17 protein-coding genes are annotated in these 18758 nt (G+C 42.8%); 3 read left to right on the top strand and 14 right to left on the bottom strand.

Features of this window, described 5'->3' with window-relative positions; all coding sequences use genetic code 11:
* Window positions 1–24 precede the first annotated feature (24 nt).
* Together NQ536_RS07985 and NQ536_RS07990 are read right to left on the bottom strand one after the other, a co-directional pair.
* Window positions 25–888 carry a chorismate mutase gene (locus NQ536_RS07985; protein ID WP_004853922.1) on the bottom strand — a complete coding sequence of 288 codons (864 nt, stop codon included), beginning with the start codon at window positions 886–888 and terminating at the stop codon, window positions 25–27.
* A 105-nt stretch (window positions 889–993) separates the two neighbouring features.
* Window positions 994–1545: a VanZ family protein gene (locus tag NQ536_RS07990; RefSeq protein ID WP_004853921.1), complete on the bottom strand. Its 552-nt coding sequence runs from the start codon at window positions 1543–1545 to the stop codon at window positions 994–996.
* Between the two features lie 150 nt (window positions 1546–1695).
* Here NQ536_RS07990 and NQ536_RS07995 point away from each other — a divergent pair, with 150 nt between their 5' ends.
* Window positions 1696–2658, top strand: coding sequence for a DUF6709 family protein (locus NQ536_RS07995; protein ID WP_004853918.1), 963 nt, complete (start codon window positions 1696–1698; stop codon window positions 2656–2658).
* 109 nt (window positions 2659–2767) lie between these two features.
* Here the strand turns inward: NQ536_RS07995 and NQ536_RS08000 are convergent, their stop codons facing one another.
* Both NQ536_RS08000 and NQ536_RS08005 read right to left on the bottom strand, forming a co-directional pair.
* Complete coding sequence (locus tag NQ536_RS08000) at window positions 2768–3358, bottom strand: NADH peroxidase (protein WP_004853916.1); 591 nt, start codon at window positions 3356–3358, stop codon at window positions 2768–2770.
* Window positions 3359–3692: 334 nt separating this feature from the next.
* Window positions 3693–5357 carry a GGDEF domain-containing phosphodiesterase gene (locus NQ536_RS08005; RefSeq protein WP_227909643.1) on the bottom strand — a complete coding sequence of 555 codons (1665 nt, stop codon included), beginning with the start codon at window positions 5355–5357 and terminating at the stop codon, window positions 3693–3695.
* A 382-nt stretch (window positions 5358–5739) separates the two neighbouring features.
* On the opposite strand from NQ536_RS08005, the gene NQ536_RS08010 reads away from it, so the two are divergent.
* Together NQ536_RS08010 and NQ536_RS08015 are read left to right on the top strand one after the other, a co-directional pair.
* A complete protein-coding gene (locus tag NQ536_RS08010; RefSeq protein ID WP_004853913.1) occupies window positions 5740–7188 on the top strand; it encodes a sodium:proton antiporter in 1449 nt (482 codons plus the stop codon).
* 12 nt (window positions 7189–7200) lie between these two features.
* Window positions 7201–7818, top strand: coding sequence for a TerD family protein (locus NQ536_RS08015; RefSeq protein ID WP_004853911.1), 618 nt, complete (start codon window positions 7201–7203; stop codon window positions 7816–7818).
* Window positions 7819–7916: 98 nt separating this feature from the next.
* Here the strand turns inward: NQ536_RS08015 and NQ536_RS08020 are convergent, their stop codons facing one another.
* From NQ536_RS08020 to NQ536_RS08065, 10 genes are all read right to left on the bottom strand, one after another.
* Window positions 7917–9899, bottom strand: coding sequence for a DUF4153 domain-containing protein (locus tag NQ536_RS08020; protein WP_044998397.1), 1983 nt, complete (start codon window positions 9897–9899; stop codon window positions 7917–7919).
* Window positions 9900–9971: 72 nt separating this feature from the next.
* The gene (locus NQ536_RS08025; protein WP_259805290.1) at window positions 9972–11861 is read right to left on the bottom strand and encodes a hypothetical protein; all 1890 of its coding nucleotides are present in this window, start codon (window positions 11859–11861) and stop codon (window positions 9972–9974) included.
* Entirely contained in the window at window positions 11851–12786 is a 936-nt protein-coding gene (locus tag NQ536_RS08030; RefSeq protein WP_044998423.1) for a GTP-binding protein, read from the bottom strand. The genes NQ536_RS08025 and NQ536_RS08030 overlap by 11 nt, the downstream gene beginning before the upstream one ends.
* A 41-nt stretch (window positions 12787–12827) precedes the next feature.
* Window positions 12828–13106 carry an acylphosphatase gene (locus tag NQ536_RS08035; protein WP_004853903.1) on the bottom strand — a complete coding sequence of 93 codons (279 nt, stop codon included), beginning with the start codon at window positions 13104–13106 and terminating at the stop codon, window positions 12828–12830.
* A 5-nt stretch (window positions 13107–13111) separates the two neighbouring features.
* A complete protein-coding gene (locus tag NQ536_RS08040) occupies window positions 13112–14398 on the bottom strand; it encodes a dihydroorotase (RefSeq protein WP_004853900.1) in 1287 nt (428 codons plus the stop codon).
* A 30-nt stretch (window positions 14399–14428) separates the two neighbouring features.
* The gene (locus tag NQ536_RS08045; protein WP_004853898.1) at window positions 14429–15571 is read right to left on the bottom strand and encodes a PrsW family intramembrane metalloprotease; all 1143 of its coding nucleotides are present in this window, start codon (window positions 15569–15571) and stop codon (window positions 14429–14431) included.
* A gap of 236 nt (window positions 15572–15807) precedes the next feature.
* The gene (locus NQ536_RS08050) at window positions 15808–16761 is read right to left on the bottom strand and encodes a DUF4097 family beta strand repeat-containing protein (RefSeq protein ID WP_004853897.1); all 954 of its coding nucleotides are present in this window, start codon (window positions 16759–16761) and stop codon (window positions 15808–15810) included.
* A gap of 3 nt (window positions 16762–16764) precedes the next feature.
* Entirely contained in the window at window positions 16765–17358 is a 594-nt protein-coding gene (locus NQ536_RS08055) for a DUF1700 domain-containing protein (protein ID WP_022058287.1), read from the bottom strand.
* On the bottom strand, window positions 17351–17671 hold the full coding sequence (locus NQ536_RS08060) for a PadR family transcriptional regulator (RefSeq protein WP_004853893.1): 321 nt from the start codon (window positions 17669–17671) through the stop codon (window positions 17351–17353). Before NQ536_RS08060 ends, NQ536_RS08055 begins: the two co-directional genes overlap by 8 nt.
* 206 nt (window positions 17672–17877) lie before the next feature.
* Window positions 17878–18753 carry an aldose 1-epimerase family protein gene (locus NQ536_RS08065; RefSeq protein WP_004853892.1) on the bottom strand — a complete coding sequence of 292 codons (876 nt, stop codon included), beginning with the start codon at window positions 18751–18753 and terminating at the stop codon, window positions 17878–17880.
* Window positions 18754–18758: the final 5 nt, after the last annotated feature.

An 18758-nucleotide genomic window follows, 5' to 3' on the forward strand; every position in this document is an offset into this window, starting at 1 on the left:
TTTCTCCTTAAAATGTATTTTTTATTAAAACTGTTCCTCATCACAGGCATAACTGCCAAGTATCGTAAATTCTTCTGTCTCGTTCATAAGCTGGAATACTAAAGCCTGTATGTCTTTTCTAAGGAAATTGGCAGACAGCTCCACATAGAATCTGTAATTCCAATGCTCCTGCCTGTTCGGCGCCGAATGTATCTCTGTGAGGTTCACACCATAATCAGATATCATGGACAGTACACTACTGAGACTTCCGCTTTTATTCTTGCACACGAACATGACCTTCAGCCTGTTGTGGTTCTCCTCCACAATGAGGTGGTCGGCAAATGTGACGACCTTCTTGTTGTGTCCATTCTCCTTCACCACATTACATCTGTATATGTATAACTTGTTGTTTGTCAGAACCTCGTGAAGCGCATCTGACACACCATAACTGATGTCCTCCAGGATCCCCATTCCGGCATCAACACGTCCTGACTTTATAAGCTCGTACACTTCGTCATATGAATCGACCGCAACTACCTTATCCCTTGAACATCCCTGGCATATATACAGCTCCGGCTTTATCATTGCCACGGCATCTATATCCGGCTCATTCACATCATAATTGACGTTCAGGCAGTTCCTAAGCTCCAAAGTTCTTCCATACTGATACTTTCTGCTTATCTCCATGATTCTCTTGATAAGCGCAGTATATTCCATCTTGATATTATCATCCACATCCCCTGTCAGATTGGATATGATGATCTCCTCACGGTCAGGCTTGTATATGTCGTCCTCAGTCTCTGCCTTGACCTGGGCCACCTGATCAGCCAGCTCCATCCTCTCACGGAACAGCTTCTTGATCTCCTTGTCAACCCTGTCTATGTTTTTCCTGACATCTGCTAAAGTCATTATTTGTCCTCCAGTCGGGCATCTGGCATCTCCTGATGCTCATAGTCTTTATTAATATACCATCTGCAACAATCTAATTCAAGCTTACCCATGACTAAATCCCCATTAAAACGGCCACAAAAGCAGAAACATCGCCGCAGCCACCAATACTATACCTATCAGGAATCCTGTAACTACTCTTCCCCTTGTACTTTTCATACCTGATATGATGAGCAAAGCTATCACCGCTCCACACATATCTATAAGCACATCTGATCCCTTGCCTGCCCTGTCGGCAACAAACAACTGATGTATCTCGTCTGAACACGCATAGGCAAATGTTATAGCCGTAGACCACACATATGTCCATCCTGCAGATATCTTTCCACAGTTTTTCTTAACCGCAAGGACTAGCAACGCCATAAGAATTCCATACTCTGTCATATGGGCACCTTTTCTGACCATCACCTCGACCACACCTGTCATACGGTCGACTGCCGGTGCTGTATCGTGTCTCGCTCTCTGAAATATATCCACTATCAGATCAGTTATCGGATTGCTGACAGCAGATGAACCCTCTCCTGTTTTGGCTGACATATAGAATATAAATGTCATCCACAGAATGACCGGTATTATATATATGTATTTTTTTTCTTTCTTCTTAGAGCTTCTTGCCATAATTCTCGCACCTCCTGCATGAGTATAGCATAAAAAAGATTATTTTACATAAATTACTTTTTTTAGCTTGAAATATCACTTTTTTACCTGTAATGTAAAAATGAGGTAATTGGAAGGGGCTAAACACATGAAAAAGAGAGGTAAATTATCATGGCAAGACAAAGGAAAAAGGGAAATCCAATTGTAACTGCAGTCATATTCGGAATCTTTGGAATAGTTCTGTTATTTCTGGGTATACGTACTTTTATCGGTTTACACGGCACACTGCTCAATGTAACAACCTGTGATCCGTCAGAGATCAAACCGGGTATATATGTAGAGGGAACCATATCATATGGTTACGGTGCATATATCGAAAAAACTACTACATATAACCACATTGTCACCAAGACAGACGGCTACTATTATCTTGTAGATATATGTGACAAGAATGCAGACGGATCAGACAATGACACTGCAAGATGGATCGGAATATCCATATCCAAGAGCGATAACGATAAGTTCGATGCAATCTCCACACAGGATGACGCACCACCTATCGAGATAACCGGAGTTATCCGCAAGAACAGCAGCAAGGTTCAAGGCTTCCTCGATGATTATATAACAAGCTACGTTGACATGTACGCAAGCTACTATGACTATACAGCAACCAGCGAGGATTATGCCAACGCCAAGGCCGAGGCCTTCCCTTATTATATAGAGATGGTCGATTCATCAGACTACATATTCAACCTTGTGCTCGGGCTTATATTCGTCCTCGTCGCAGTGTTCATGGTATTCAAGGCAACAAGAAGCAAGAACCATATCAGCGCTCCTGCCCAGCCGGCCGGAACAGCATACTACGATGGCAGTGGTGATTTCAATGGTATCAACGCAACAGGTTATGTGTATCAGCCAGGCAATACATCCGGCATGTATACTCCTGGCATGAGCAATATGGATAACACCAGTTACCTGCAGCATCAGACCACAACACCACAAACCCCTTACAATGATCCTTTCTATTCACAGCAGCCAACTGCAGATGAGCTGCAGGCCACTGATTCAACAACATATGGAGCTACAGACACAGCAACCCTATCATCCTCGTTCACTCTCAAAAGCGACGACTAGGACGATGATATAGACAATACAAAAAGAAGGCATATACAGATCATAATCAATCTGATCCGCATATGTCTTCTTTTATACTTCTATATCCTACTTTTTATACTTCTATATCCTACTTTCCAAAGTATCTGTCAAGAAGTCCCTTGAGTGCCTTGCCATGTCTTGCTTCGTCACGAGCCATCTCATGAACTGTATCATGAATAGCATCCAGATTGTTCTTCTTTGCACACTTTGCAAGATCAACCTTTCCTGCTGTTGCTCCAAACTCGCAATCTACTCTCCATGCAAGGTTCTTCTCTGTTGAATCAGTCATGTTATTCTCAAGATCTGATCCGAGCATCTCTGCAAACTTTGCAGCATGCTCAGCCTCTTCATACGCTGCCTTCTCCCAGTACAGACCAATCTCTGGATATCCTTCACGATGAGCTACACGAGCCATGCACAGATACATTCCAACCTCTGAGCACTCTCCCTCGAAGTTTGCCTTGAGCTGATCAAAGATATACTTCTTATCCTCATCACTGATCTCTGAATTGTTCTTTACTGTTGAAGCGTATACACCAAACTCATGCTCTGCTGCAAGTGTGAGTTCACCCTCAACCTTCTTAAACTTATCTGCTCCTGCATGGCAGATTGGACACTCAGCTGGTGCCTGCTCTCCTTCATAAATATAACCACATACTGTACATACAAACTTTGACATAATCTTAAATCTCCTTTTCTTAATTAAATAATATTGTGTAGTATCTGCGGAACTCTATTCCGCATTTTTTGTTTCTTTTGTTGTTGTTGATATTTTGTCATCAACTATATCCTATTATAGCAATAAAAATCTCATTGTCAACCCTTATTGGGAATAATTCTTAATTATCTTTTTTCTATATTATATAATATGTATATTTTCATTGTATATTATCCACTAAACTTTTTGTAGAAGTGGGGACGGAGGTACCTGGCCCCTCCGTCCCCATTGTACGCCCACATAAAAAGGGACCAAAAATAATTTCTGGTCCCTAAAAATAATATCTTATATATTGTCAATTCTGACCTAGCACAATCTTCTTTAGAAGATATTCATATCCGGAAATAGGTATCGGCTTGCTGTAGTAATAACCTTGAATATAATGGCATCCCCATTCTCTGAGGTATTCCTTCTGCTCAAATGTCTCAACGCCCTCTGCAAGGCTCTTGATTCCAAGGTGTCTAGCCATTGTCAGGATATCCTGTGTCATGAGCATGTCTTTGTTATTCAGCTCTCCTGTTGCTATACCATCTATAAAGCTCTTATCTATCTTGATAATGTCAAGTGGCATATCCTTAAGCAGCGCCATACTGGAATATCCAGTTCCAAAATCATCCATAGAGATCTTAAATCCCTTATCCTTCAGCTGGTTCAGTACCTCTATGAGATACTGTACATCTGCAAAATCAGCACTCTCTGTAATCTCAAAATCTATAAGCGAGTGGTCAACTCCATACTCATCCACTATATCACACAAAATATATATCAGATCCGGTCTCGATATCTGATGCCTTGAGAGGTTACAAGATATCGGATACAATGGATATCCCAGTTCTTTCCACTCCTTGAACTTTTTGCACACCTTTCTGAGTACATATCTGTCTATGATATCTATTGTTCCGTCTGCCTCAAACTGTGGAACAAAATACTTAGGTGACAGGATATCTCCACCTTTATAAAACCATCTTATCAAAGCCTCAGCACCAGTAAGTGTGTCATTCTGAGGATTATATTTAGGCTGTAGATATACCATGAGATCTTCATTCTCAATGGCATCTGGCAGTTCAAGCTTATACTGCTGAGCCATTACATACTCCCTCTTCATCTCTGACGTATATATCTTTATCTCATTAACATTTGTCTTGATACATTGTAAATGAGCCATCTGTGCCATATCCTCTATGCGCATGGACATGTTAATCTTCTCAAACTCATCATAGAATACCAACCCACAGCTATAGAATATCTTGTACTTTTTATTCGTAGGAAGCTGTCCAATCTCCTCAAAGAATGTATATAGCCTGTTGACTATCTCATCCTCAGGCATATATTTGATTATCATGGCAAAATCGTCGCTTGTACACTTTGCTGAATACAGAATCCAATCCTGTTTCGACATCGCATCACACACATATCTAAACAATTCCTTTGCAACATCTCTTCCCATGACATTGTTGATAAGTCTAAACCCCTTTATATCAAACCTTGCAAATATAAACTGATCAAGACCTATATATTCACACTGTTCCAGCTTCTCTTTAAGCCATGTCCAGTTATAGTATCCTGTCGCTGGCTCTCTGTAGGCAATTTCATACAAATCCCTCTTGCTCATATTGTCTAGTGTAAGCATCTCTTCCGTCTTCGTCTTTTTCGACCACACAGGTATCTCAACGCATAGACTGTCCGAACTCTCCATATAACATATATATGGAAGTTTATGATTGGAAACTATATGAAGTTTCTCTGTCTCTATATACAGCTTGGCATATGAATAAGCCATAGTCATAAGCCTTGGTATATCCTCTATAAGAGATATATCAAAGCCTTTTATATCCACCACATCAAACCCCGGTATAGTCACACTGACGCAGCCCTGTGGAATCTGTTCCATGTCGCTGTAACCTATCTCAACACCACCACAAAGTCTTGAGTATCCGGCATCCATCATCTTATCAGGCATATAAAATAAGGCCCTGTTTGCCAGTGGCCTATACACATTGCTGAATATCTTATACCAATCATATCCGTTTTCTTGACAAAAATTGTCAAATCCTTCCGCCTCCCGAGATCTCAATACATAGAGTTTTCTCTTCGGCTTATATGCCTTTGACCATTGGTGTTCCATAATCTATCTACTACCTCTTATCCTGCCCGACGGCAATATTACAATATTATTACAGCTTTTATTATTCTATCACATAATCCGTCTTCAAGCCACACTTAATATATTTTTGTTTTGGAAAATAAATAGCAAAGTTTCGTTATTTTTCGTTGAATTTTTACCATATATTTGTTAGCATAGATAAGGTTTTTCAATTATAATTAAATAGGAGGCAAAAACAATGAAAAACAAGTTATTTCTAGGTCTTGGCACATTTATCTCACTCATTGGTCTTTCACAGATAAATGTTCTGGCGGCAAGCAGCGAATCCGGTTCTAAGTCTCTTGGTGCCGAGCTTCCCCTTACATGGTGCATCCCTTTCGTATGTATGCTTCTATGTATAGCGGTTATGCCACTTATCGCCGGTGAATGGTGGGATAAGCACAAGCAGTGGGCCGTTGCCGGCTGGTCTCTTTTATTTTTAATACCATTTGCCATATTCCATGGTTTTGGAACCATGGGCGAGCAGTTGCTGGAAGTAATGATAGGCGACTACCTCACTTTCATAGTATTGCTCTTCGCGCTCTTCTGTGTTGCAGGCAATATATCACTTGAAGGCGATCTGGCCGGAACTCCAAAACTTAATGTGATTCTTCTGCTGATAGGAACACTTCTTTCAAGCTGGATCGGTACCACAGGTGCCAGTATGCTCATGATCCGCCCTATCATCAAGGCAAATAAATGGAGACGAAGAAAAGTACAGATCATCGTTTTCTTCATCTTCCTCGTATCAAATATCGGTGGATGTCTCACACCTGTTGGTGATCCTCCACTCCTGATGGGATTTATGAATGGAGTTGACTTCTTCTGGAGTCTGCGTCTGGCAAAGGTTATGGGGGTAAACCTTATCATACTCCTTACAGTATTCTTCTTTCTCGACACCAGAGCATACAAGAAGGATATTGCTGACGGACGTGTGCAGCCTGTATTTGACAAGGATACAAAGAAGCCCGTCAGACTCAAAGGCGCGCACAATATCATATTCCTTGTCATGATAGTCGGCGCAGTTATACTCAGCGGCGTTCTTCCTATGAAGTTCCCTGTATTTGCAAAGGGCATCAACTTCTGTGAAGGTGTGACTCTCTCATGGGCTTCAATCATCGAGATCGTCATCATGCTCGCTGCTGCACTCCTGTCATTCAAGACAACAAGCAAAAAAGTCCGCAAGGCAAATAACTTCACATGGGGGGCTATCGAAGAAGTTGCCATACTGTTCATCGGTATATTCATAACCATGATCCCGGCTCTTCTCATCCTCAAGGCGAGAGGCTCAGAGCTCGGACTCACACACCCGGCACAGTTCTTCTGGATGACCGGATTGTTATCAAGTTTCCTTGATAACACACCTACATATCTTGTATTCTTCACGACCGCTGCTTCCAGTGGATTTACTGAGGGTATAAGTACAGCTATGGGTATCGTACCTCAGGTTATGCTGATGGCTATATCATGTGGTGCCGTATTCATGGGTGCAAACACTTACATTGGAAATGCGCCAAACTTTATGGTGCGCTCAATAGCTGAAGAAAATGGTATCAAGATGCCTTCATTTGTTGGATATCTTGCATGGTCAGTTTCAATTCTTGTACCTACTTTCTTTATTGATACACTGTTATTCTTCTTACACTAGGGGGGTATTTTTATGAATGAATTTGTTGTAAAAGATGATAACAAACTAACAGTCGGCATAGGCTGGGATGCCAAAAAAGTCGATCTCAAGAAAAAAATAAAAATAGCTATAGACAGCATTATGAATGCCACCTCAGAAGATACCTACGATCTCAATCTTGCTGCCATCGTTGAACATAACGACGGCTCGGATCCTGAGCTGGTATTCTGGGGTCACAAATACAGCCGCAGCGATTCTGTTGTCCTCAAGGGCGATGAAAGGACCGGTGAAAAAGAAGGAATTGATGAGGAGATGCGTATCTACCTTGACAGAGGTGAAAATGTCGGACGTATCATACTCTTCCTCTACATATACAATGGCAATCTCCACAAGCAGTGTCTTGCCGAGGTTGATAATGTATTTGCACTCATAAAATGTAAGCACACTGAAAAGGTTTATGTCAGAGAGGATGCTATCTTCAAGGCATGTGAAGACGCAAAGCATAACAACTGCTATGTATTTGGCGAAGTAATTCACAACGGCGATGAATGGATCGTGAGGGAGCGCTCACAGTTCCTTCCATACGACAAATCAGAAGATATATTTGAGTATTACACCTCAAGACATTATGTTCCTGAAGAGGACGACTAATACACGACGACTAATACACAAGGAAAGCCCCCGGTTTCCGGTTTTTAAACCAGGAGCCGGGGGTTTTTGTATATATTGATCTATGATTTCTCATTCCACTACTTTATATAATTCTCTATAGCCTTTGAAGCTCTGTATCTGGAGACGTTAAAGCCTCTGATATATCCCTTGTCATCATTCTCCTCAAGTATCTTTTCAAATCTATCTTCCACCGTGTCGTCTCTCCAGTAGTATTTGTCCTCGCTATACTTCGAAACTGTCTCCTCCATGGTCATTTCAGGCGTGATGTCTTTGGTTCTGAAATAATCGATCAAATATGGAACTCCATCACTACCTATATCCATCACATACTCAATATCCACTTTCTTTCCATTGTGTGCCTGACTGATATTGTACTTCGATATCACTGCACCAGGTCTGACAAATGCATATAGTGTAAACATAACCATAACCGTCAAAAATATGTATCTGAACAGCGGCATATTTCTCCAGAACAGGCTTATGATAACACCTAGCATCACAATAGACGTGACTATCAGTGCCCATATCGTATTAATCCTCAGATATGTGAGAGCATATTCCTTTATGTACATCGAAAGTCTCACCGCTGAAGACGCAATCATGATATAGGTGCATATACACATAACTACCAACACAGTCTTCAGCACTACGCTTTTTCTAAATATAGCATCGAATATCAATACAATACATACATTTACGACTGCCACAAATAGAAGCTGGAAAAATCCACGTCTGGCATACTCTGCATAAGTCATATCATCAGGAAGTCCTGCACTGTTCATGAAAAGATATACGATCTGAACAACTGCAAATATGAGATAAAACGCAGTAAGCACAACCGTTATCGTTATTCCGATCACCGGTTCATAGCTTCCTTCCTTAGGTGCATTTGCCCCTAGATCTCTTCTGCCTGTCTTTACAATAAAACCATACACAAAGAAGAATATCACAGCTGCAAAGATCACGATCTTGACAACATCCCACGAATAGAACAGCTTGCCAAATATATCCTTTATAACCTTGGCAAATACCGGATCAGCCGATGACAGCAGATTCAGTATAATGACAAGAAGTGGAAGCGCTATTGCACAGCCGAGAAGAACATACATAAGCTTGGAATTGCGCTTTCGTCCCGTCTCTTCACGCTCTGCTCTTCTATCTGCAAAAGGCATATTTATATATCCAATAGCTCCGAAGAACATCTCTAGGAAGGATATGATCCCTTTAATAATGCCGTGATTTTCTGTATCATTGTAATATGACATCACTGCGTACATTTCCGTCAATATTATTCCAACATTACAGCCAAATATCATACATGACTCATCTGTAAGACTAACCGCTATCGATAAAAGCATTATGATAATAAAGTACGGTACAAGTTTCATCTGGCTTTTCGATACAGAACCTGTATCTGATCCCGAGTCAGAAGAACGCCTCTTTTCCCCACGAGAAATATTCACGCTTATAAATGCTATCGATACCACAGCCATAACTGCAGACAAAATGCTTGACCAGTTATTATATAGACACGCTGCACTCACTATGGCATATATGAGTACCGGTATTCCAAACATCTTAAACCGTTCTGCAGATATTGCAGGATTTCTCCTCTGCGGTGGTCTCGTGGCTCTATACCCCTGTGGTGGAACTCCCATTCCTCCGTTCATATATCCCGGCGGTGGTGGCGTGCCCGGTCCCATTCCATTCGTATATCCCGGCGGTGGTGGCGTGCCCGGTCCCATTCCATTCGTATACCCCGGCGGTGGTGGCGTGCCCGGCCCCATTCCATTCGTATACCCCGGCGGCGGTGGCGTGCACGATCCCATTCCATTCGTATATCCCGGCGGTGGTGGCGTGCCCGGTCCCATTCCATTCGTATACCCCGGCGGCGGTGGCGTGCACGGCCCCATTCCATTCGTATATCCCGGCGGTGGTGGCGTGCCCGGTCCCATTCCATTCGTATATCCCAGTGATGCTGATCCCGTATTAGCATTACCCATATTATCTGCTATTGCCTCAGATGAATGTTCTCCATCCTTATTTAATTCTTCTCCCATAAAATATCCTCCACTCCTTGTAAATTCCCAAATCCATATACAATACATTGTACATTTTATCACACATATCTATTACCTTCTCTGCACTAGAGCAGATTCGTCAAGGCTCACAACTCTATCCATACACACAGGGGCTGTCAGCCTGTATGCAAAGCTTCCTGACTCAAATAAACAATACAATCTGCCATTGTATGAATATATCTGTTCCAATTTCTGCGGAAGCTTAAGTTCCTGCTTCGGCGTTTCGCTGCTATAGTTTGACCCGGATATTTTTCCTGATTTGATGTCATACACCTCTACTTTAGATTCATCTATACCGTATGATATCGAAAATATGATCTCATTTCTGTAAACCTGAAGCCCCTGAACTCTTCCGGGGATGTAAAACGCCTCTTCCGGATCATCGGCAATTGCCGTCCCCCCATTCACTATCTTGTAACTGGCAGCCATACTATAGCCATTTTTCTCCTTTTTCCAATATCCCGCATATATGAGCCCATCATAATATGTTATAAATGATGTAGCAGGGAACATGACTGGACAAGTATTTCTATACGCTATAGCTGTATTCTGGTTATCGAAATTATACGCAACCATAGACTGAAGCGTCAGACAAGATATAGATGCATATTTCGTTCTGGTATCCTCCTCTTCCACTGACAAATATGAAGAGAACCACAAAACATCATTCTTATCATCATAGGCCAGCCCGCCAGCATGAGTTGTATCCTTAAGAACGATCGTCTTGAGATATGCTCCAGTCTTTGAATCAAGCATGAATATAACTGATCTATGCGCCTTGGTCCTGCAATATGCGCTTATAAATGTATATTTATCAGTGACAGCGATCCCCTGCGGTGTCATGGAAGTGCAGCTATCCGGCTCTTTTGTCTCGCAATTGAGAGTCATCGCATAGTCAAGTCCCGGAATAGTCATCATATCATATGACCTCGTCATATCTGTATTGTACATACCCATATTGTAGAATTCTGACTCTGTTGACATCTCCCACATCTGTGCCAGGAAAGAACCATTGCTTACAGCATGTGTACTCGTGCTATCCGAAACACCTGGCAACTCATAATTTCTGCAAAACACAACGCTATATAAGGCAATTACTCCTATAGATCCGAAATATAACACCGCAAATGTCTTTATCAGCCGTCTTGGTATCTCCTTCGTTGACAGTAGGATCGCCATTCCCATATGGCATATAATGGTGACCAGCATCAGTGCATTTGTCAGCACATCCCCGTAACTTAGGAGCTGCAGTGGTATGCCGACAAACATTAACCAGTATGACTTTTTCTTAACAGATAGCCTCAATATGCCAAGCCAGCCCTTTTTCTTCATAAACCACACCTGTATCGACTGCCATATAACGCACAATCCATACCCGATACACGCCACTCTCAAAAGCTGTCTACACACGGCGACCATGATAGCTTCCAATGGCTGCCCGGCAGCATACATTGCCTGATAATACACTCCATATGACAACTGCCTGAGTCTCCATAGTATCATCATGATCATGGCTGCAAATGACACAAGGGCAAATATATTGGTGACCGTCTTTCTCCTGACTCCATCGCGATGTTCCTTCATATCCCGGTGCAGTTTTTTCTTTGTCTTTGTGAGGTCGCGAACATGTCTTTTTATCCTGCGCACTCTCTTGTATTCTGCACTAAGATACTTTAACGGAGCGTGCCGTTCTTTCATCTCATGATAATCTGCCTTTACACGTTCCAATTTTTTTTCTTCATCCACCAGCTCCTGCCTTACCGCCCTAAGTGCTGATCTACATGTAACGTATCCCTCCAGATCGATCTGTGCCTGTTCCTGCAGCTCCTCGACTTGTTTTTTCAACTTCTGTTCTTTATTCAATTTAGGCCTTTTTCTGTCTTTTTTATTATCTTTTCCGTCATCCCTCATGAATAAACTCCCGGCATATCTATTCTTCAAAGTATTGTTTTATTTTATCTTCCATAAGATCAGAGCCGATAATTATGATTATTTTCTGTCCTTTATCAATGGGTTTTATCTCTGTCTTATGGACTGTGGCATTAAGCTCCAGCCAGCTGTCCTGTTCTACGCTAAAAAATCCCTTTATCCTGAACACATCTCCGCAATCTTTATCCGAAAATACCCGATTCACTATATCGACAAGTTGTTCTCTGGTAAAATTCCTGTTCATTATATATACAGAGCTATAGACATCGCTTTGTTTGAACCAAAGCTTCGTAAAATCATTGAGCTTATATCCGACTGACATAAATCTCTCATAGTCTTCACTGCCAAACAATTCCCAAGCCTTTGTGATCACATCTCCGTCAAACCGGCGTCTGCACTGAAATTCCTCCAGAGTTTTATTCACAAATTCCTTTGTATGCGATATTTCATCTTCCGAAACTCCGCTCGTCTTACTCATGACCAAAGCTCCGCAGTTGGCGATTTCAGATGCAAGAACATACCTTGACTGTCTGGACATATCTGTATCAAGCTTTGCATCGACTATTGCAATAATGCTTCCAACCTCATACCACCTGTCAAGCGGTTCCTCATGAAGAGTATCAAAGAATTCATCTACATCAAATATTCCAGAAGGTTCCACAATAACCCTGTCATATCCGCTCATCCCCATTGCTATGAGTTTTGTCTTGAATCTTCTCTTATGGCAATCCTCTCCACAGCCTCCTGCCACCATCTCGGCATGACAATTAGGACCCATCAAATCCTGCAGCAGCATCATATCCACATTCACTGCACCATAATCGTTCTCCAATATTCCAACGTTGTATCCCTTATCAACCAAATATTTCACATATTTTCTGATAAATGTAGTCTTGCCTGATCCCAGAAATCCGGTTATCAAATCTATCTTTACCACAATGTATGCCTCTCTTTCTCTGCGACCTTTGCAGTACATCTTTACCAGCCAGACCTCACATGGAATCCCCTGTCATCTTCCAAAGGAATATTCTTCACATCCATATCCTCGATAAAAATATACCTGTCCTGTCTAAGAACCGACACAACCTTATCAAGTGCCTCTGGGATTCCTTCGGCCTCCATCTCAACCGATCCGTCATACATGTTGCGAACCCATCCTGTGACACCGAATCTGGAAGCAGCGTACTCCGCCTTGTATCTAAATCCCACGCCCTGAACACGACCTTTAAACACATAATGTCTTCTAATTTTCTCCATGTAATCTATCTCACCGCGTTATCATACTTATCTGCGTCAAATACTATTTTTCCGCCACACATTGTATAGTGTACCCTTCCCGGCAATGTCCATCCAGCAAACGGGCTGTTCTCCGCCTTTGATGCAAAATTGCCAACTGTCCACTGCTCATTTTCACCAAATATGACCAGGTCTGCCGGTGCACCCTCTGCTATCTTCCCCGGCTCCATGCGGTAAAATTCCGCCGGATTCTTACTCATAAGCTCCATAAGCTTCATAAGTGATATATAGCCCGGCTGTACAAGAGAATAAATACCTAATGCCAGCGATGTCTCAAGACCGGTTATGCCACTTGGTGCTTTGTCCAGAGCTCTTGCCTTCTCCTCACTGCTATGTGGCGCATGATCCGTAACGATCATATCTATAGTTCCATCCTGAATGCCTTCTATGATCTGTCTTCTATCCTTCTCCGTTCTGAGTGGTGGATTCATCCTTGCCAGTGTGCCATATTTCAACACAGCATCCTCTATAAGGGTAAAATGGTGTGGTGTTGCCTCTGCATGAACATCCGCACCAAGTTTCTTTGCCGTCCTTACTATATCCACCGAATTTCCTGAACTGATATGCTGTATACACACAGAGGCTCCGGTGTGGAGAGCCAGAACACAATCCCTTGCGACCATTATATCCTCGGCTGTCCTCGACGCGCCTCCATACCCAAGCTTTTCTGAGACTTTGCCCTGATTTACCCCCGGCTGTACTATAAACAGTGGATCTTCTTCATGAAGGCTTATAGGAAGATCAAGCTCTCTGGCCTTTTCCATGGCTTCAAGCAAAAGTTTCTCGTCCATAATAGGGATTCCATCATCCGTGAATCCTGCCGCACCAGCCGCTGCAAGACCATCCATGTCCACAAGTTCCTTGCCTGCGAGCTCTTTTGTCACTGTGGCAGTCTGAACAACGTGAATACCAGTCTTGGCGCCTTTCTCCTGTATATACTTCAGAGTATCCAGATTATCCACTGCAGGCTTTGTATTCGCCATACATACAACCATGGTAAATCCGCCCCTGGCTGCAGCCGCAGCTCCTGTATTTATATCTTCTTTATATGTGAATCCTGGATCACGAAAATGCACATGTGTATCCACAAGTCCCGGCGCGATCACAAGTCCCGTGGCATCAATCACCTCAGCACAATCCACATCCAAGTCCTTTCCGGTCTTTGCTATAGTATTTCCGTCAACCAACACATCCATAATCTCATCTGTACCTGTTACAGGGTCAACGACTCGTCCGTTTTTTATCAATATCATTCTTTATTCACCTCATCACAATATTTAGTATTATCTTCTATTATCTGGCTGTGTGCCATAATTTCCTGTCTGACCATATGTATCCGTATGCCCGAACTGTCCATATATATTCAGCTGTGCTCCGTAGCCGCCCGGCTGACCGTATGTATTCGACTGTGCTCCGTAGCCGCCCGGCTGACCGTATGTGTTCGGATGCGCTCCATAGCTGCCCGGCTGACCATATGTGTTCGGCTGCGTGCCGTAGCTGCCCGGCTGACCGTATGTGTTCGGTTGCGCTCCGTAGCCGCCTGGCTGACCGTATGTGTTCGGCTGCGCTCTGTAGCCGCCCGGCTGACCGTATGTATTCGGTTGCGCTCCATAGCCGCCTGGCTGACCGTATGTGTTCGGCTGCGTGCCATAGCCGCCTGGCTGGTTATAATGATTTGACTGACAGCCTCTCATAGGCATATATCTGAAATTGTATGGTGCTGTCCATATAGGCTGTACAGCTATAATATGATCCTCCTTTGCCGCATGTGTTATAAGAAGGAACATCAGAATTATCACTAGCGCAAGTACCGCTATACAGAGCAGAACACTGGTGTCCTCAACCGACAGAACGAAGTCATACAGACCATGTATTCCAAGAGGACACACATACGCAAGCAGAAGATTGCCAAATGCACTCTCACCATTATTGGCATCTTCTCTCGCTTTGGCATATAAAAATCCCATAACAACACCACACGCACAGTGAAGCGGAACCGCAGATACGGCGCGCATGATTCCGGTACCTATTCCTCCCTGAAACACATATATTACATTCTCAAGAGTTGCAAATCCGAGGGATGAGCAAACTCCATATATCACTCCGTCATAGCTGTGATCAAAATTCTTGTTCTTCCATGTCATCAAAAGCATTCCAAGGAATTTTCCAAGCTCCTCTATCATCGCAACTATGAAAAAACACTCCACAAAATTATACATTGCAGAGCTGGGATCCAATCCAAGCATATACAATAATCCCGAACCCAAAATTTCAACAATGACCGCAGGTATGGCACTCACCGCGCCAAGAACCGCCAGCCACACAAGGAGACTGGTTGGATTTCTTCTCTGTTTATTTTTCCCCACCACAAACAACAAAAGTAAAATCGATGGCAGTATCGCCAGCCTCAACGCAAATGCACTCATGTAACACTCTCCCTTTATCTTATGCTAATAGACATATATATTCTAAGATACCATTTTTGATTGAAATTCACAATAAGCAGTGACCTTACATGATATTATTTTTCACAAATACGCAAAGAGCGGACATCCCTCAAATGGAAAAGCCCGCTCTCTGTCATACTATAAAATTGCTCTGTATACATGTATTATATATTCTATGATTTTACATGTACTATATACCTGCCTTATATACGCATTTAATCCCTCTTCGTCACATCTATATCACCGCTGCTCGTAATGATCTCACAGCTGCCCTCTGCATCAACATAAGAATCCGGAACATCTACATCGCCACTGCTTGTCTTTGTCTTATAATTGAATCTCTTATTTGAAGTTATATCCACTGATACATCACCACTTGAAGTTTCTATGGTGAATACTGCCGCATCACTGTCCGAGAGTGTTATATCACCACTTGACGCATTGCATACTACCCTCTCTGATTTCATATTTGTTGAACTGATATCACCACTCTTCGTTGTGAATTCAGCCTTATCTGCAGCTACAGTGTCGCTGAGTGTGAGATCTCCGCTATTTGCGGAAAGATTCAGCTCCTCTGTCGCAACACTGTCAAGCTTTATACAACCGCTACTTGCTTTTACTGTGATGCTGTCTGCATTTGCACCTGTTATACCGGTGTCTCCGCTCGAAGTAACAATGTCTATATCCTTCACCGCAAGATAATATTCCACATCCACATCGCCGCTGCCTGTGACTATCTTTATATCCTCATATTCAGTCCCAGCGAGATATACTGTAACCGACGGCCATGCAACTGTACTCACACCCAGTGATATATTAAATGCTCTATTTCTCGTATCATCGGCTGTTATCTTCAAAACCCCATCCTTCACATCAACATGATGTGTAAGACCTGTGCAATCATAATACTCAACGTAGTCTGCATCTCCCTCGGCCTTCTTCACCATGACATCTATATCCGATGAGCTCTCTATGTCTATGCTCTTGAATCCATCTTTTACATACTCTGTCTTTTTCTCATATTGTATATTCTCTGACTTCATATCCTTGAGATTGATCTGCACATTCGGCCAGCTGAAACCATTTGCCGCAAATGCAGATATTATAGTTATTATTCCGGCAACTATCATAACCGATGCCGCTATAACCGCTTTCTTTGTCCTGCTCATATCCTATTTCTCCTTTACAAACATTCTCTTGATACCGTTCACACTGGCCTTGCACACCTTGAATATGCCCACTGTAACAGGTTTTACCGACACAATGAAAAGTATCGCAATTCCTGTACCGATAAGCGCTGCTCCAAGCATGAGAAAAGCTGCATATGGGCAATGGGCTATGAACAGTGGGATTACACTCACTATTCCGCATATCCCTGCCACTACAAAACTGAGCACGACCACATAAAATGACACAAGCAGTGTAAATGCTACTATCCAAAGTGTTAATAAAAGCACCGCTGCGGTTATGAGAAGCGGTATCCATACCGGCGATCCGAGAATTATAAGGATAACCTCCCAAGCTTTGAGCTCATGCTTTGGCTTTATCTTCTCTTTGACGATCTTTGCAAGAGGCATCTCCGAGAGTATCTGTTCTACCGCATCATCCGGCGACACCATATCCGCAACAGCATCATCCTCGGAAAGTCCATCCTCGATCCTGTCATCGATCATCTCACTATAATAATCTGTAAATCTCTCTATATCCTCAGCCGGCATGGCCTTGATCTTCTCCCTTATGGCCGTCAGATATTCCTGCTTATTCATCTGCTTCATCCTCCTTCACTATGAACTGATATATAGATTCCAATTCCTTCCACTCTTCTTTGAACTCTTCTATCCTCGCCCTTCCGGCATCTGTTATATGGTAATACTTTCTTAGTCTGCCATTATGCTCCACAGAATACACATTCAGGAAAGCGCCAGCTTCAAGTCTCCTGAGTATGGGATAAAGTGTTGATTCAGATATGGTCACATATGGTTTCATATCTTTGATGATCTGGTATCCATATGAATCCTCGTCCTTTATGGCTGCCAGCACACATACATCCAACATTCCTCTTTTTAATTGTGTGTCCATCGCTATACCTCCTAACGTGGTATACTATACAACGCATAGTATTATGTGTCAAGTGGTATTTTCTATAATATCTCCACTTCGACAAAGGGGACAGGTACCTCCGTCCCCCAATGGAGTATATAAAAAGTGCGGGATATCTCTGTTTTAGAGGCTCCCGCACTTTCGATTTCTTTTATATATGCAATTCTAAATTTTCGGCACTTTTATTATAAAACTTCTATAACGTACTCTTTGTTGAATGAATGTCCACTCTCAAGGCTGTTTGAATACTCACGGTCTTCTAGTTCACCGGCATAGCCCTCTCTGTCGCATCTGCCAAACCAAGGCTCTATGCAGACAAATGGTGCATGCTTCTTGGCAGGCGACCATATACCAATCTGTGGCACGTCAAATTCCAGCTGAAGAACCGGCTTATCCGATACGTCCTTGAGTGTCACGGTATTTATGCCCTTCCCGTCTATGATAAGGGCATCCTCGTCAAACATCTCATCGGTAAGCTTCAGCACACCAGCCGTGAGGCTATGGGTAACTGTCCTGCTGCCAAGAACACCACTTTCTGTAAGCAGACCACATTCAACCTCGGACTTATTGGTATGCATATCAAGTGAATAACCATTTACGCCGCCATCGCAGGCAAACGCAGGATGTGCACCGATTGAGAAATGAAGCTTTCCGGCGCCTGTGTTGACCACTGTCCACATCACATGAACACCTGCGCCCTCAAGCCTGTAGCCAATGCGGAGAGTAAAATCAAATGGATAGTTCTTCTGCCACTTCTCGTCCTTCACCAACTCAAACCACACTGTATCCTCTGTCTGCTCTGCCACCACAAACTCGCTGTCCCTTGCAAAACCATGCTGCGGAATACCCTCATATGTAACTCCATCATGTCTATATGTCTGATTCTCAAGCTTTCCGACAAATGGAAACAGCACCGGAGAAACTCTTCCCCAATATGCTGCATCTCCGCACCACATATACTCTCTATCCGTCTCGTTACTCTTCAGACTCACAAGCTCTGCACCGTGAGTATTTACTCCGATAGCAATTCTGTCATTTTTTAATTCAACAATACCCATCATGTCCT

The organism is Coprococcus eutactus, from assembly GCF_025149915.1.
Classification (GTDB): Bacteria; Bacillota; Clostridia; order Lachnospirales; family Lachnospiraceae; genus Coprococcus; species Coprococcus eutactus.